This is a genomic window from Simplicispira suum (assembly GCF_003008595.1).
GTDB classification, from domain to species: domain Bacteria; phylum Pseudomonadota; class Gammaproteobacteria; order Burkholderiales; family Burkholderiaceae_C; genus Simplicispira; species Simplicispira suum.
The window spans coordinates 3158315-3173735 of sequence record NZ_CP027669.1; the positions used below are offsets into that span (position 1 = coordinate 3158315).

General features: G+C 60.6%; 14 protein-coding genes and 1 pseudogene. 4 read left to right on the forward strand and 11 right to left on the reverse strand.

Annotated features, from left to right (window positions below; genetic code table 11):
* Nucleotides 1-44 precede the first annotated feature (44 nt).
* From C6571_RS14660 to C6571_RS14675, 4 genes are read left to right on the forward strand one after another with little or no spacing between them, the layout of a single operon-like run.
* On the forward strand, nucleotides 45-986 hold the full coding sequence (locus tag C6571_RS14660; protein ID WP_106447344.1) for an ABC transporter permease: 942 nt from the start codon (nucleotides 45-47) through the stop codon (nucleotides 984-986).
* Entirely contained in the window at nucleotides 983-1879 is an 897-nt protein-coding gene (locus C6571_RS14665) for an ABC transporter permease (protein WP_106447345.1), read from the forward strand. The genes C6571_RS14660 and C6571_RS14665 overlap by 4 nt, the downstream gene beginning before the upstream one ends.
* On the forward strand, nucleotides 1876-3720 hold the full coding sequence (locus C6571_RS14670; protein ID WP_106447346.1) for an ABC transporter ATP-binding protein: 1845 nt from the start codon (nucleotides 1876-1878) through the stop codon (nucleotides 3718-3720). The genes C6571_RS14665 and C6571_RS14670 overlap by 4 nt, the downstream gene beginning before the upstream one ends.
* A 16-nt stretch (nucleotides 3721-3736) precedes the next feature.
* Nucleotides 3737-4789 carry an NAD/NADP octopine/nopaline dehydrogenase family protein gene (locus C6571_RS14675; RefSeq protein WP_245901300.1) on the forward strand — a complete coding sequence of 351 codons (1053 nt, stop codon included), beginning with the start codon at nucleotides 3737-3739 and terminating at the stop codon, nucleotides 4787-4789.
* A gap of 103 nt (nucleotides 4790-4892) precedes the next feature.
* On the opposite strand, the gene C6571_RS14680 is transcribed toward C6571_RS14675, so the two are convergent.
* The 11 genes and pseudogenes from C6571_RS14680 to C6571_RS14730 all read right to left on the reverse strand — a co-directional run bounded on the left by C6571_RS14680 (nucleotide 4893) and on the right by C6571_RS14730 (nucleotide 15413).
* Nucleotides 4893-5659, reverse strand: a protein-coding gene (locus tag C6571_RS14680; protein ID WP_106447348.1) for an IS5 family transposase whose coding sequence is annotated in 2 segments (ribosomal slippage) — nucleotides 4893-5344 and nucleotides 5344-5659 — 768 coding nt in all. Because the reading frame shifts where the segments join, the coding sequence is not laid out codon by codon here.
* A 175-nt stretch (nucleotides 5660-5834) separates the two neighbouring features.
* On the reverse strand, nucleotides 5835-6617 hold the full coding sequence (gene istB / locus C6571_RS14685) for an IS21-like element helper ATPase IstB (RefSeq protein ID WP_106447349.1): 783 nt from the start codon (nucleotides 6615-6617) through the stop codon (nucleotides 5835-5837).
* Nucleotides 6614-7621: pseudogene (gene istA / locus C6571_RS14690) on the reverse strand (IS21 family transposase). Before istA ends, istB begins: the two are co-directional and overlap by 4 nt.
* A gap of 432 nt (nucleotides 7622-8053) precedes the next feature.
* Nucleotides 8054-9214 carry an aminotransferase class V-fold PLP-dependent enzyme gene (locus tag C6571_RS14695; RefSeq protein ID WP_106447350.1) on the reverse strand — a complete coding sequence of 387 codons (1161 nt, stop codon included), beginning with the start codon at nucleotides 9212-9214 and terminating at the stop codon, nucleotides 8054-8056.
* A 61-nt stretch (nucleotides 9215-9275) separates the two neighbouring features.
* Complete coding sequence (locus C6571_RS14700) at nucleotides 9276-10628, reverse strand: NAD(P)/FAD-dependent oxidoreductase (RefSeq protein WP_106447351.1); 1353 nt, start codon at nucleotides 10626-10628, stop codon at nucleotides 9276-9278.
* Nucleotides 10629-10849: 221 nt separating this feature from the next.
* On the reverse strand, nucleotides 10850-11440 hold the full coding sequence (locus C6571_RS14705) for an amino acid ABC transporter permease (RefSeq protein WP_211300645.1): 591 nt from the start codon (nucleotides 11438-11440) through the stop codon (nucleotides 10850-10852).
* A 68-nt stretch (nucleotides 11441-11508) separates the two neighbouring features.
* A complete protein-coding gene (locus C6571_RS14710; protein WP_211300646.1) occupies nucleotides 11509-12171 on the reverse strand; it encodes an amino acid ABC transporter permease in 663 nt (220 codons plus the stop codon).
* Between the two features lie 47 nt (nucleotides 12172-12218).
* Nucleotides 12219-13091, reverse strand: a complete 873-nt coding sequence (locus C6571_RS14715; protein ID WP_106447353.1) for a transporter substrate-binding domain-containing protein — start codon at nucleotides 13089-13091, stop codon at nucleotides 12219-12221.
* 59 nt (nucleotides 13092-13150) lie between these two features.
* Nucleotides 13151-13924 (reverse strand): amino acid ABC transporter ATP-binding protein, encoded by a 774-nt coding sequence (locus C6571_RS14720; RefSeq protein WP_106448266.1) that lies wholly within the window; start codon nucleotides 13922-13924, stop codon nucleotides 13151-13153.
* 28 nt (nucleotides 13925-13952) lie between these two features.
* A complete protein-coding gene (locus C6571_RS14725; protein ID WP_106447354.1) occupies nucleotides 13953-14726 on the reverse strand; it encodes an amino acid ABC transporter ATP-binding protein in 774 nt (257 codons plus the stop codon).
* 45 nt (nucleotides 14727-14771) lie between these two features.
* Nucleotides 14772-15413: an amino acid ABC transporter permease gene (locus tag C6571_RS14730; protein ID WP_106447355.1), complete on the reverse strand. Its 642-nt coding sequence runs from the start codon at nucleotides 15411-15413 to the stop codon at nucleotides 14772-14774.
* Nucleotides 15414-15421: the final 8 nt, after the last annotated feature.

Genomic DNA, 15421 nt, shown 5'->3' on the forward strand with positions numbered 1-15421 from the left:
ACGGTCGCGTCGCTGCGCGAGACCATCTGTCGGAGCCACGCGCCATGATCGGCTACGTCCTAAAGCGCCTGCTGTTGGCCGTACCCACGCTGCTGGCCATGCTCACTGCTGTTTTCGTTCTGGTACGCCTCGTACCAGGCGATCCAGCTGCCGTCATGCTCGGCGATCAGGCCAGCGCCGAAGCTCTGGCTGCGCTGCGCACACGGCTAGGGTTGGATCTGCCCACGCACGTGCAGTACATGCACTTCCTAAAGGACATGCTCAGCGGCAACTTTGGTATCTCCCTAGCCAGTGGTCGCACCGTGCTGCAGGAAGTCGCGTTGGTGCTGCCCTCAACCATCCAACTCACGTTGACCTCCATTTTTATCGGCCTAGTGTTCGGGCTGCCCATGGGCATCTGGGCCGCGTTGCGCCGCAATGCCTGGCCGGACTACCTCGGCCGTGTGCTGTCGCTGATCGGCCTGTCTTTTCCGGCTTTTGTCTCGGCCATCCTGATGCTCTTGATCTTCGCCATCGAGCTGCGCTGGTTCCCGGTGCTAGGCAGCTCGGTCGGCGGTGACTGGAAGGCCGAGTTACTCAGTCTGGTACTGCCAACCTTCAACCTAGGCCTCATCATGACTGCCTACGTTATGCGCGTAACACGCTCGTCCATGCTGGAGGTTATGGGTGAGGACTACGTGCGCACGGCCCGAGCCAAAGGCGTGAAACCCATGCGCCTGGTGCTGCGCCATGGACTGCGCAACGCGCTTATACCCATCGTCACCGTAGTGGGTCTGTACTTCGGCACACTCATCGGCAACTCGGTGCTAACAGAGATCGTCTTCAATCGGCCCGGGTTGGGCAAGCTCATCCTCGGCGCGCTCAATGCCCGCGACTACAGCCTGATGCAGGGTCTGATGGTCGTGTTCGCGGCCTGCGTCATCGTCGTCAACCTGCTGACCGACCTCATCTACGGCTTGGTCGATCCACGAGTGAAATTCAAATGAGCACACTCACTACGCCATCTACTCCACCGGCCACGTCGGCGCCCAGCAAGCGCCCAAATGCCATCTGGCAAGCCCTGCGCAGGAATCGCATGTCCTGGATAGGCATCGGCCTGTTGCTGCTCATCGTGCTAGTCGCGGTATTCGCGCCGTTGATTGCGCCGCATGACCCGCTGGAGCAGAACATAGTCTCCCGGCTGGAAGCTCCCTCGGCCGAATTTTGGCTGGGCACCGACAGCTTCGGCCGCGACGTGCTCTCACGCCTCATCTACGGCGCGCGCGTGTCGCTACTGGTGGGATTCGTCGCTGTGCTGCTGGCCATGGTCATCGGCTCGGCGCTGGGCATTCTCGCCGGCTACGTCGGCGGATTGCTCGACAAGCTCATCATGGGCTTCGTCGACGTGCTGCTCTCCTTTCCCACGCTGCTGCTTGGCCTAATGGTCGCCGCCATGCTGGGGGCGAGTCTGGAGAACCTCATTATCGCCATCGCCATCACCGAGCTCGCGCCCTTCGTGCGCGTGGCGCGTGCGCCGACCATCTCATTAAAGCAGCGCGACTTCATAGATGCCGGCCGTTCGCTAGGGTTTAGCCCGCTGCGTTTGATGGGCGTGCACATTCTCCCCAACATGGTGTCCGATGTGGTCGTGATGGGCTCGCTGTGGATGGCAGCAGCCATCCGCACTGAGGCATCGCTGAGCTTCATAGGCCTGGGCGTGCCACCACCGGCCGCCACCTGGGGCAGCATGATCCGGGAAGGTTTCGAGCACATTCTCGACGCCTGGTGGCTGACCGTTTTTCCCAGCGTCGCCATTCTGCTGACGGTGCTGGCCCTCAATCTGCTGGGCGATGCGCTGCGTGACGCCATCGATCCCAAGATGCGATCGGAGCGCGCATGAGTCCCCATAAGACAAAACCCACCTCAGAACACACCAGTCCGGTGTTGCAGGTGGAGCAACTGGACATCGCCTTCCGGCGCGGCGCCAGTTGGACACCTGTAGTCAACGGACTGTCGTTCGAAGTCTCGCGCGGCGAGACGCTGGCCATCGTCGGCGAGTCCGGATCGGGCAAAAGTGTTTCGGCGATGTCCATCATGGGCCTGCTGCCCGAGCGATCAAGCCGTGTCGGCGGCAGCATTCGTTTGCGCGGGCGCGAGTTGCTGGGCCTGCCCGACGCCGATCTCTCAGCTATCCGCGGCAACGAAATCGCCATGATCTTCCAGGAGCCAATGACCTCGCTCAACCCAGTGATGCGCATCGGTGAGCAGATCGCAGAGCCGTTGTATCAGCACCGCGGTCTCAGCGCCGCTGCTGCAAAGGCTGAGGCCTTGCGACTGATGGAGCGCGTACGAATCCCCGCTGCGGCCCAGCGCTATGCCGACTATCCGCACCAGTTCTCCGGCGGCATGCGTCAGCGCGTGATGATCGCGATGGCCCTGGCCTGCAACCCCTCGGTGCTCATCGCCGATGAGCCGACCACTGCGTTGGACGTCACCATCCAGGCTCAGATCCTCGCGCTCATCAAGGAGCTGCAAAAAGAAGAGCAGATGGCCGTCGTCTTTATCACCCACGACATGGGCGTTGTGGCTGAGGTGGCTGACCGTACTTTGGTCATGTACCGCGGCGACCGCGTTGAGGCAGGCGCCACCGCCGACATCTTCGCTCAACCACAGCAGCCGTACACGCGCGCACTATTGTCAGCCGTGCCCGAGCTCGGCTCCATGGCCGGCTTTGCACAACCCCATCCCTTTCCCATCTACGACATGGCACGCGGCCTGTCCGACACTTCATCTCCGCTCAAGGACAGTGTGCAGTCCGGGCCACCCTGGCTGCTCGAAGTTGAGGGATTGAGTGCGCGCTTTGACGTGCGCTCGCCGTTGCTACGCCGCGTCACCGGTCGTGTGCATGCAGTCGAGAACGTGAGCTTCCAACTCCAGCGCGGCGAGACACTGGGCATCGTCGGCGAATCGGGCTGCGGCAAGTCAACCACCGGGCGGCTGGTCACCGGTCTGCTGAGCGCAACGGCCGGCCAGATCCGCATCGAAGGCCGCGAGGTGTCGCAGCTCTCAGGCTTAGAGCGAGCGCGCAAGATCCAAATGATCTTCCAGGACCCATACTCCAGCCTGGACCCCCGCCAGAGCGTCGGCGACGCGCTGACCGAGCCGCTGCGCGTGCACGGCATGGCCAAGAAAGCCGACTGTGCCGACATCGCGGCGCGCCTGCTCGCCAAGGTGGGCCTGCCCGCCGACGCCGCCACGCGTATGCCGCACGAGTTCTCAGGCGGCCAGCGCCAGCGCGTGTGCATCGCACGCGCTCTGGCTATGCAGCCCGGTACCATCGTGGCCGACGAAGCGGTCTCGGCCCTCGACGTGTCGGTGAAAGTCCAGATCGTTAACCTACTGCTGGAACTGCAGCAGGAAATGGGCCTGGGCTTTCTCTTCATCAGCCACGACATGGCCGTGGTCGAGCGCATCAGCCACCGCGTGGCCGTGATGTACATGGGTGAAATCGTTGAGATCGGCTCAAGGGCCGACGTCTTTGCAAACCCACGTCACCCCTACACTCGCCGGCTGCTCGAAGCCGTGCCCATTCCCGACCCACGCCGCCGCCGCGAACGCCACATGGCGCCTCGCGAACTCAAGACACCCTACAAACCGCGCGACTTCGTGTCTCCGCGCCGCTCGTACCACCAGGCCGGGCCCGGCCATCTCTACATGGAGGCAGACGATGACTGGTCCTGATTCTCCGGTCGCGACCGTGTCCCGACGCGTTGCAATCCTAGGCGCTGGCGGCATCGCCTTTGGCTACGCGGCCTTTCTGCGACAGCAGGGCCACGAGGTGACGCTGTGGTCTCCGTCAGGCCACGGCACCGCGGCCCTGGCCAACGGGGCGGACCTGCGCGCCAGCGGCGCTGTCGTCGGCGGCTGGAAAGTGCGTGTGGCCTCCACATGCGCGGAGGCGCTATCCAGCGCACAACTGGTCATTGTCGCCCTGCCGGCCTACGGCCACCGTACTGTCATTGACGCCATGGCGCCCCACGTGGAGAACGGGCAGGTCGTCGTTTTCAGCGCTCACCTCTCGCTGGCTGCACAGGTACTGCGGCGAGCCTTGTCCGCGCGCGGTGTCGCAGCGCCCGTCGCGGCCCTGGGCACCACCGTGCTCACTGCACGCAAGTCCGAGCCCGACGCCGTGCGCATCGGCACAGTACGGCAGAAGGTGGACATTGCCGTGCTTCCGGTGGAGGCGACCGGGGATGTCGTGGCGCAATGCTGCGACCTATTCGGCGACCGCTTTGAGGCTACGCCCGACCTGCTGTCAGTGGCACTGGCAAACCTCAACCCGCAGAACCACTTGGCCATCGCGCTGTGCAACCTCACCCGCATGGAACTCGGCGAGACCTGGCGTCAGGCCAGCCACATCACCCCGGCCGTCTGCCGACTAATCGAGGCGCTGGACGCCGAGCGGCTAGCCCTGGCCGCAGCCTTCGGCATTCAGGTACGCACGGTGCACCAGCACATCCACCTTTCGTATGGTGTGTCCATTGGGTCTCTAGCCGAAATGGAACATGAGCTGGCGCAGCGACCAGGTGGTGTTAACGGCCCGGCGACCCTCGACACCCGCTACGTCACCGAAGACGTGCCATTCGGACTGGTGCCTACATTGGAGCTGGCCGCGCTTATGGGCGTTCCGATGCCGCTGCACGAGGCCGGCGTGCGGACGATGTCGGCCCTGTATGGGCGTGATTTCGCAGGAGAGAACGATCTGCTGCCAGCACTTGGACGACTGTCGAGGGAGATCTTGATTGGATAAGGTGAAGCGCCAGTGCTGTGATCCCACCAATTTCCCCAAGTCCGTTTTAGCCATAAAAAGCAAAGATCGGCTTGTCGAACCTTGGTGATTTAGGCTAGGGCTGTTAACACAAACCGCGAAGTCCATCCGCCACCAAGACAAAGCTGAGGAAGCCGAGAAACATGGCGTCGAGCTTTTCGAACCGGGAGAAGATTCGCCGATAGCCTTTCAGGCGCCGGAACAACCGCTCGACTTCATTGCGCCGCCGGTACATGGCCCGGTCGTATTCCCAGGGGTCGAGGCGTGTCCGCGTTGGAGGAACGACGGGAATGAACCCCATGTCCAGGGCCAATTGTCGTGTTTCGTTTCCTTCGTACGCACGGTCCATGAGCAGGTGGATTGGCCGACTCGTTGGCCCCAAGCTTTGCAGGAGGCGGCGGCCCTCAGGGGCATCATGCGCCTGTCCGGGCGACAGACTGAAAGTCACGGCCGTTCGAGCATCCGCGGCAACCAGATGAACCTTGGTGTTCCATCCGCCTCGGGACTTCCCGATGGATTGAGGGCCGTTTTTTTTAACGCGCCGGTGCCATCTGGATGAACCTTGATGCTGGTGGAGTCGAGCGAAACGGCTTCGATGCGAATGCGCACTACCTGCTCGCGCTGGAGCTCCTGGAACATCTTGTCCAGCACACCAGCCTTCTCCCAGCGGCGCATGCGTGTGTAGATGGTGTGCCAGTTGCCAAACCTTTTGGGCAGGCCACGCCATTTGCAACCGTGCTCAGCCACGTAAAGCATGGCATTGACCACCTGAAGGTTGGTCATGCTGACGTTACCGCGTTGAGTCGGCAGGCAGTGTGCGATACGAGCAAACTGTTCGAGCGTAATTTCCATGCCTGCCAGTGTCGCCCATCAACCCCATTTAGGAAATTAGTGTTAACACGCCCTAGTTCTGACCCACTTTCCTGCCTGATCGCCGAAGTAAATCTGACCCACCCGGGCTCCTTCGATTGCGCTGCTCGGGCGCGTAGGGCGTAGGCCGTAGCGGCCGGGCAGCGCGCGGCACCGCTCACTGCACCGGCGTGGTCCTCCTTGCTGCCTGGCCGGCCTTGCGTTTGTCCTTGAGCCGGTAGCTCTCGCCGCTGATCTGCACGATGTGCGCGTGGTGCAGCAGCCGATCCAGCATCGCCGCCGTTAACGTCTGGTCGTCGGCGAATGCGCCGGCCCACTGAGTGAACGGCAGGTTGCTTGTGAGGACCATGCTGGCACGCTCGTAGCGCTTGGCCACCACGTTGAAGAACAGATTGGCCTCCTCGCGCCCGAAGGGCAGGTAGCCGATCTCATCGACGATCAGCAGCTTGGGACCCAGCACCGCGCGGTTGAAGTACTCTTTCAGCCGCCCCTGGGCCTTGGCTGCGGCCAGTTGCAGCATCAGATCGGCTGCGCTGATGAATCGAACCTTGTGCCCGGCGATCACGGCCCGCTGCCCCAACGCCAGCGCGATGTGGGTCTTGCCCACCCCGCTGGGTCCCAGCAGCACCACGTTCTCGGCGCGCTGCACGAACGCCAGGTGCGCAAGCTCCTGGATCTGCGCCTTCGGCGCGCCACCGGCGCAGCTCCAGTCGAGCTGCTCCAGCGTCTTCACGGCGGGCATCGTGGCCAGCTTCATCAAGGTGGTGGTGCGGCGCTCGTCGCGCAAGACCAGCTCGCTGACCAGGAGCTTCTCCAGGAAGTCAGCGAAGCTGGCTTCATCGCGGACGGCGTCCTGCGCCAGCGCCGGCCACTGCGCGCCCAGGCCAGCGAGCTTGAGCTGCTCGCACAACTCGGCAATGCGTTGGTGCTGCAAGCTCATGCCAGCACCTCCAGCAGCTCGTCGTACACCGACAGGGGGTGTTGCAGGCTTTCAACCGGCAAGGCCACGCGCTGGGGCATCCTCGGGGTCGCCTTCAGCGCCGGCGCCGCCAACATCACAGCGCGTTCCTCGGCCAGGCGCACCGCCGGAACGGCCTTGGTGGTGGCGTGCAAACGGGCGTTGGCGACCTCGTCAAGCCACCGACGCACATGCACGTTCGCAATCTCGACGTCCAGCTTCAGCCCGCCCGCCTCCAGTGTGGCGGCCAGCGGCACCACGAAGCTGCCCTTGAGGTAGGAGTTGAAGCGCTCGACCTTGCCCTTGGTTTTGGCCCGGTAGGGCCGGCATAGCCGCGGGGTGAAGCCGCAGGACTCGGCCAACTCCTTCAAATCATCGTTCCAGCGGTGCAGGCCTTCGCCGTAGGCGTCCCGATCGATGACCACCGATTTAGCGTTGTCGAACAGAACATGCTCGGGCACGCCGCCGAAGTAGTCGAACGCCTCGCGCAGCCCCGCGCACAGCGTCGCGGCATCTTCACCTCGGGTGAACTTCACGAAACTGGCGCGGCTGTAGCCCATCGTGGCCACCAGCGCCAGCAGCGGGTCGCTCCCGCGCCGCACGGTAGTGAAGTCCGCCTGCATCTGCTTGCCCGGCGGGGTCTCGAAGCGAACCACCGGCTCGATTTCGGTCTTCTTGAACGGCGCGATCCACGCCTTCAGCTGGCTGATGCCGCCCGTTTAGCCGCGCTCCTGGATCTCGCGCAGCAGCACCGGCGCCGGAATCCAGCGCGGCCTGGCTTGCTCGATCCGGGCGAGCAGGTAGTCCTTGTAGTCGTCCAGCTTGCAGGCACGCGCTGCGCGCGGTCCATACACCTTGGCCTGCGCCTCACGCAAATAGCGCCGCACTGTGTTGCGCGAGCAGCCCAGCTGCTTGGCAATCGCCCTGATTCCTTCGCCCCTTCGGGCCATCACTCGTATCTCCACTGCTTCCTCCTGGGTCAACATCGACGGCACCAAAAAAGCCGTCATCCTCTCCCAGGTGGGTCAGTTTTACGTCGGCGGGGTGGGTCAGTATTACTCCGGCGCTAACACTCGGATTCGTCGCATCGTTGTTTTCGTCAAAACTGTCCAGCATTTCAGGCCATGTCCATATCGGTTGGTTCACATGGGGAGATGCTAGCAAGTACCACTTTGCTCTGGTGCGTAAGCGAACCTCAACCCTCGATTGACAGCAGTAGCGAACAAGTTTTGGCTGACTGAACAAGGTAGTTGAGGAGTCTCTGAGGAGCGCCGTCGCTCCCTATACCGGGGTTCGCACCGTACGAACTGCGCACCTGCTGGTCACCGTCCGGAGATTCAGGACGTCCGGCCAAGGCCTCGTCCACTTGCGCACAATTTTTAACCGTTGACCTGATACTCGAACAATCGTGCCTAACTTCACGGTGTGACGTTGAATTGTGCTTGGCGCTGAGCAATCAACCCGACGACTTGGTCAACATCGTCGAGCGTATTGAACACCCCAAACGATATCCTCACACCACCGCGCTCCGGCGATACGCGAACATGGTGCTGGGCAAAGTGGTTGACCCACTTGGCAACAGGCAAGTCGAGTACGTAAATGTGTGCCCGCTCTGTGCGCTTCCTTGGACCGACCACCGCCACACCCAGCTCATCCAGTTTCTCGAGCAAATGGTCCCCCAAGGACAACATGTGCGCTTCAATCTGAACGGGGTCCAAGCGGAGAATGAAATCCACTGACCGGCTCAATGCATGCAAGTCGGGCAGGTTGAAGTTGCCAAATTCGAACCGCCCCGCATCGCGCCTCAACATCAAGTCCTCAGGTCGCGCGACGTAGTCGCTGGGCGGATTTTCCAAGCTGCTCATGGCCACGTAGGCTGGCTGAAGCTCTTGCAAGTCTTCCCTTACGAACAACAAGCCCAGGCCTTGTGGCACCAACAAGCCTTTGTGGCACCCGGCCGCAAGCACAGAAACGCCCATGGCCTTGACGTCGACCGGCAACACGCCAATGGATTGCATGACGTCCACAACCAGGTAGATACCTGCCTTGGCACACAGTCGACCAATGCTGGCGATGTCGTGCCGCTGCCCCGCATGGAAGGTCACGTGCGACAGCGAAATGACCCGAGTCGATTCGTCAATGTGGGACGCAAACGTATCGGCATTGGCGACCTGAGCATCTTGCAGCTTGAGAAACCGGACATTCACGCCTTTGCGCTTGAGGTTCAGCCACGCATAAGCGTTGTTGGGGTGGTCGCCTTCGAGCATCAAGACCGTATCACCTGTCTTGAGCGGCACGGCGTTGGCTGCGATGTTCAAACCTTCTGAGGTGTTCTTGGTGAACGCGATTTCTGTGGGCCTGGCGTTCAGTAGCTTCGCAACCTTCGCTCGGGTCTCCTCGACACGAGCCATCCACACCGGCTTAGGCCCCGCCATCTGGTTACCCTCAACCAGAAACTGATTCAAGGCGTCACGAACACAGTTGGCGAGGGGCGTTTGGTGTGCAGAGTCCAAGTACAGGCAATGCTGCATCACGGGAAACTCGCTCCGAATGGATGCTGAGTCAAAAGTGTGGGTCATGGTCTTCTCTGGTCGAATGAGGCCGGCAACTTGGAACGGGCATGTGACTGGCGTGTGTTGCTCAATGCAACTTGATGCGCGAGCCCCCGGACGGCATGAGACATCTGGCCAAGGTTTGCAATGTCACGCGCCTCCATCCATGCAGCGTGACTTCATGTGACTTGTACATGAGCCAATACATGGTCTTGGCGAACAAGCCCTCAATGAACATGCTGCGCCCCACCAGCCCGCCCATCAGGCTGCCAATGGTGCTGAACTTCCCCAAGGAGATAAGTGAGCCGAAATCTCGATACTTGTAAGGAGGTATCGCCTGGCCTTGGAGATGCAGGGGAAGATTGAGGGCAAGAAACGCGGCCTGCTGGTGTGCAGCCTGCGCGCGGGGTGGGACAACTCCATGACCGCCTGGTATCGGGCATGCCGCGCAATCGCCCATTGCAAAGATGGAAGGGTCCAGCGTGGTCTGCAAGCTGGGTTGAACAACCAATTGATTCAGGTGGTTGGTTTCCAATCCGGCAAGGGTCTTCAAGAAGCTTGGAGCGCGCACGCCCGCCGCCCAGACCGTGATGTCCGACGGGATGCTCGAACCGTCGGACAACTGAACCGCTGTGCAGGTCACAGCAGAGACTTTCGCAGAAACATGCACCTGCACGCCCTGGTCAGTCAGGAGCCTGTGAGCAGCCTCGGAGAGGCGGGGCGGCAGCGCAGACAACACACGGTCCGTCGCCTCGACCACATGAACCTCAAGGGCGTCCGAACCCACAGAAGACGGAGTGTGACCATGGCCAAGCACTTCTCGCCCAGTTCGAAGCAGCTCTGCCGCCAACTCAACCCCGGTTGCACCTGCGCCAATGATGCAGATACGGAGTCGTCGAACTTGTCCGGATTGGGATTGGCGTGATTGTTCACGGAAGCACGCGTTCAACAACTTGCGATTGAACTTGGCCGCATCGCATGTGCACTCCAGTTTCAGCGCATGCTCCTTCACCCCCGGCGTTCCAAAGTCATTGCTTTGGCTGCCGACGGCCAGCACCAGGGTGTCGTAGCCAAAGGTCCGAGCTGGCGTGATTTCCTCTCCGTCCGAATCAACGAACGGCGCGATGCTCACCTCTCGACTCTCACGATTCAGACCAGTCATCTCGCCCATGCGGTAGGCAAAGCCATTGTTTCGGGCGTGTGCCAGGAAACCCACTTCGTGCCCGCCAACGTCCATGCTGCCGGCAGCGATTTCATGAAGCTTGGGCTTCCATATGTGGGAGCGGGCCTTGTCAATCAAGGTGACTTCAAACTCAGCAGAACGGCCCAGCTTTGTCGCAAGCTCCAACCCGGCCGCCCCGCCGCCCACAATGACCACCCGATGTCGCTGCGCTCGGTCGGTGGACCGCAACCGCCTGGAGAACAAACTGAGGGCGTTCATGTTTGCTCCTAGTTGTAGCCAAGAATGGCGACGTCCCGAAGGTCTGACTCCCTATCGAAGCCAATTGCCCACGAGGCGTCAGAACAGCTGGTCGTTCCGGCTGTCGATAACGGGTGGACTGCCTGAGGATGGCACTCACTTGCGGTGAATTCCGGGCGAAAAGGGCGCACCGAACCCTCCTCGGCAATGAGGATGCATGCAGATTGGTTGTTCATGGTGGTTTAGCTGCGCAGCTTTCGCTCAAGAAAACCGGCCAACAGCGTGAGTGGGTAACAAATGGCGAAGAAAACAAACAGCACAGCGCAGTAAATTTCGACCGCATGTGCATCGGTGCTGACATAGGCCAGGCGCTCAATCATCTGCCTCGCGGACCCCAGCAGGTCTGTCACCCCGACCACCGAGGTCAAGGCGCTTGCCTGGATAAGGACGGTCAGCTGCCCGACATATGGCGGAAGGAATCGCCGCACCGCCTGCGGCATGACAGCGAACACCAGCGCTTGAACTTTGCTCAAACCAAGGGCCCGTGCCGCCTCGGTCTGGCGGGTCGATATGGACTTCAAGGCCCCGCGAGCTGTTTCTGCGATGTTGGCCCCACCCCAAACCGCCAAGCCCAAGACCGATGCGGTGATGGGGCCCGTGGATATACCAACATGTGGCAGCGCAAAGAAGACAAAGAGCAAGGTGATGAGTGAGGGGACGCCCCTGAAAATGTCTATGTAGAGACGCACCACCACCTGCACCCAGGTGCGTGTACTCGCCGACAACGCGCCGATGAAGACACCAATCACTGTGGCCAACAGCGTGGTCAGCAAGGACACCCAAAGGGTGACGTACAGACCACTGAGCATGTGAGAGGCAACCGGACCAATCCACGGCTGATTCATTTGGAAACTCCCAAACCCGGCACGGCCACGAATCGCTCAAAACGACGCGACGCGAATGCAATGATGTTGGACACCACGAGATAGGCCAGCGCCGCCATTCCAAACACCTCGAAGACTTTGAAGGTGTCGGCCACCATGCGGTTCGCCACGTAGGTCAACTCCTGGTACCCCACCGCAATCATGAAAGACGAGGAGCGAAACTGCGTGATAGCCATCGTGGTGGCAGCGGGAATCGAGGTGCGTATGCCAAGTGGTAACGTCACATCCAGGAATGCACGACTTGCAGACATGCCAAGTGCCCGCGCAGCCACAACCTCGTTGGGATTCACGGCTCCATATCCTGCCCTAAATATCTCCGTGTGGTATCCCGCCCCCCACAGACCCAGCGCCAGCCATGAGGTTTCAAAGGGCGTCAGCTTGATGCCCACCTCAGGCAGCGCGAAGTACAACATCACAACCTGAACCAGCAAAGGCGTGCAGCGGAAGAAGGTCGCAAAAATCGCGATGCCTTGGCTCAAAAGAGGGACCCTGGCGTGGCGTGCAGCGCCAAAAATCATTCCCAGCGTGATGCCCATGGTGATTCCGATACCGCTTATGAGCAGGGTACGGCCCAGCCCTTCAAGCAACATCAGCAAATCGGCTACAAAGTTTGTCGGCATCGAATTTCCCGCATGGAGAGTCGCACAAGCCAGCCAGGGTCAGCGTGTCACTTCAAACACTCAAGGGCACCACTCTTCGAGTAGTCCAGCTTGACGTTCGGCCCTGGCACAACAGCGCGGTATTTCGCAACAAAAGTCGGGTCCTTGACCTCCTGAGAGAAGGCCTTGAAGAAGGCGTCCTCAGCGCGCATTTGCTCCAGCACTGCGTTGACCCAGTCGAGCATCGGCTTGTTGCCCTTCTTGACTCCAACGCCCTGGACCGCCGACGCAGCCAAGGTGCCCACGACCTTGAAGTTCTTCTGCATTTGCGTGAAGTTGAAGCCGTAGACGTCGATGTAGGCAAACGCATCCGCGCGCCCCTGGCTCAGCATGGTCGAGCCCTCGGCGGCGGTCTGAACCGTTGTCAAATTGGCTTGTGGGTAGCACTTCTGCAACCAGGTTTGGTAGGTGCTCCCGGTTGGCGTAATGACGGTCTTGCCCGTCAAATCTGCATAGTCAGCGACCTTGGAATCCTTGGGCACGATGAGCTGCAAATTGCTCACCCAAATCGGACTGGAATAGTCCAGCTGCTCGGCCCTCGCAGGAGTGAACGCCAGAGACGCGAGAATCAAGTCAATTTTTCCAGACTGCAAGAACGGAATACGGTTGCTGTCGTTCACGCACTGCGTCCGCAACCCCTCACCGGTGCCGAGCGCAGCCTCTGCAATCCGCTTCACCATGGTGTACTCATAGCCAGCGGGTTTGCCGTCAATGCCAACGTAGCCGGCGGGCGGATAAGCGCAGTTGATTCCCACGGTCAAGAACCCGGCAGCTTTGACCTCCGCAGGCAGCGGGACATCCACCTTGGGAGCTGCGGCATGCGCGGCACAGGTGCCGGCGACAAGGGCAACGGCAAAAGCAGCAGACAGAACTTGTTTCATTTTCGCTTCCTGGTATTGAGAGGTTGGGGAGGGCGTGAACGGACCAGCGGGGCGGTCCGTCAATGCTTTTTCAAGCGGGAGAGAAACTGTTTGGTGCGTTCGTGTTGGGGGTGGTCGAGCACCTCAGACGGGGGACCCTGCTCGACAATGTTTCCGCCTGCCATCAACACAACTCTGTCACCGACTTCGCGGGCGAAGCCCATCTCATGCGTGACCACGAGCATCGTCATGCCCGACTTCGCCAGGTCTTTCATGACCGCAAGCACTTCCCCCACGAGTTCGGGGTCGAGCGCGGAGGTCGTCTCGTCAAACAGCATCACGTGGGGTTGCATCATGAGCGCACGTGCAATGGCCACGCGTTGCTGTTGCCCCCCGGAGAGCTGGTCCGGATAGTGCTCAGCCTTTTCTGCCAAACCCACTTTGCGCAGATAGTCGAGCGCCCGACTTTCAGCTTGGTCAACTGGCTCCTTAAGGACCCGCCTTGGCGCCAGCGTCAGGTTCTTCAAAACCGTCAGGTGCGGAAAAAGGTAGTAGTGCTGAAACACCATCCCGACCCGCTGACGAATCTTGTTCTCATCAAAGCTGCCCGACGTGATGTCGTCACCTTCAAGAAGAATTTGCCCAGCATCCACCCGTTGCAGCAAGTTGGCACACCTCAGTAGTGAGCTCTTGCCACCGCCACTGGGCCCGACAATCACGACGACTTCGCCGCGCTGAACCTCCAGGTCGACCCCCTTGAGAACGACGTTTCCACCGTAAGAGAGGTGAATATCCCTCATCTCGATAATCGGCCGCTCACCGCGAGATGCTCCCAGCTTGCCTGTTGCACTCATGTCGTTGTCCACTCTCATAGATAGGGGCCTAGCCGCGGTGCACGTTCGACTGGAACCGTTTGACGAAGGTTTGAAAACGCTCCGTCTTGGGGTTTTCGAACACCTCAGCCGGAGGACCGTCTTCGATGATGGCGCCCTGATAAAAGAACAAGAGCCGGTCGGCCACATCACGGGCGAACTGCATCTCGTGGGTGACGATAATCATGGTCATCCCATCGTTGCTGAGGTCGCGCAGTGTTTTGAGAACCTCGTCAACCAACTCGGGGTCGAGTGCCGAGGTCACCTCATCGAAAAGCATGACCTTGGGCCTCATGGCGAGTGCTCGCGCAATGGCCACCCGCTGTTGCTGACCACCCGAGAGCTGCGAAGGAAAATGGTCGGCCTTGTCTGCCAGGCCCACCTTGCCCAACAACTTGACGGCATGCGCCCGGGCTTCCTCCTTCGATTCCTTGTTGACCAGCATCGGGCCCATCATCACGTTCTCGATGGCCGTTTTATGGGGGAACAGGTTGTAATTCTGAAACACCATCCCCGCTTTAGTGCGCAGGTGGGCAATGTCGGCCTCTGACTGACGCCGGCGCGAACCGCCGGCACTGCCGACATAGCCAACCCCCTCGCCATCAACCAGAATCTGACCCGCCTGGAACTCTTCCAGGAAGTTGATGCACCTGAGCAGGGTCGACTTTCCGGAGCCACTCGGCCCCACCAAGACAACCACTTCACCCTCCTTCACATCAAACGAGATGTTCTTGAGCACCTGGTTATTGCCAAAGCTCTTGGAGACGTCTTTCACCTCAATCATGGTTCGACGAGGTTCACGCGAATGGGCAAGGTTCATCTTCTTTCCTCAGGAGGTCTTGAGCCGGCGCTGCAGGTAGGTCGCGCCAAGCGATATGGGGTAGCAGATGCAGAAGTAGATGAGCATCACCGCGAAGAAAATCTCAAATGCGGCCAGGGTTCGCTCCACCACTTCGCGAGAGGCGTACGTCAACTCCCACACACCGACAATGGAGGCATAGGAAGTGCTCTTGACGGCGATGGATGCAGTTGTCACAAGCGGTGGCAGCGCCAGGCGCATGCCCAGTGGGAGCTGGATTTGCATCAATATCTGGTGCTTGCGCAGGCCAATCGCCATGCCCGCCTCCACCGTTGTTTTTGGTACCGCCAAGATGGCACCGCGAACAATGTCTGCAACAAAAGCCGCGAAATAGATGACCAGGGCGATGGTGGCCGCCACGTAATTGGGTGCGTTCACACCCAGTCGCGGCAAGCCAAAGTACGCAATGAATATCAGCACCAGAACCGGCACACCGCGAACCACATAGACATACACGGCGAGAGAGGAGCGAACCATCCAGCCCCCCAATGCTGCATACACGCCCAGCGCTGTGCCCAGAATCGAGCTGAGAAAAACCGTCGCTACGGCCATCTCAAGCGTCACCACTGCCGCTTTGAGCAGGTACCCGAGGTTGAGAAATGCAACGTCCATGGCAGTCT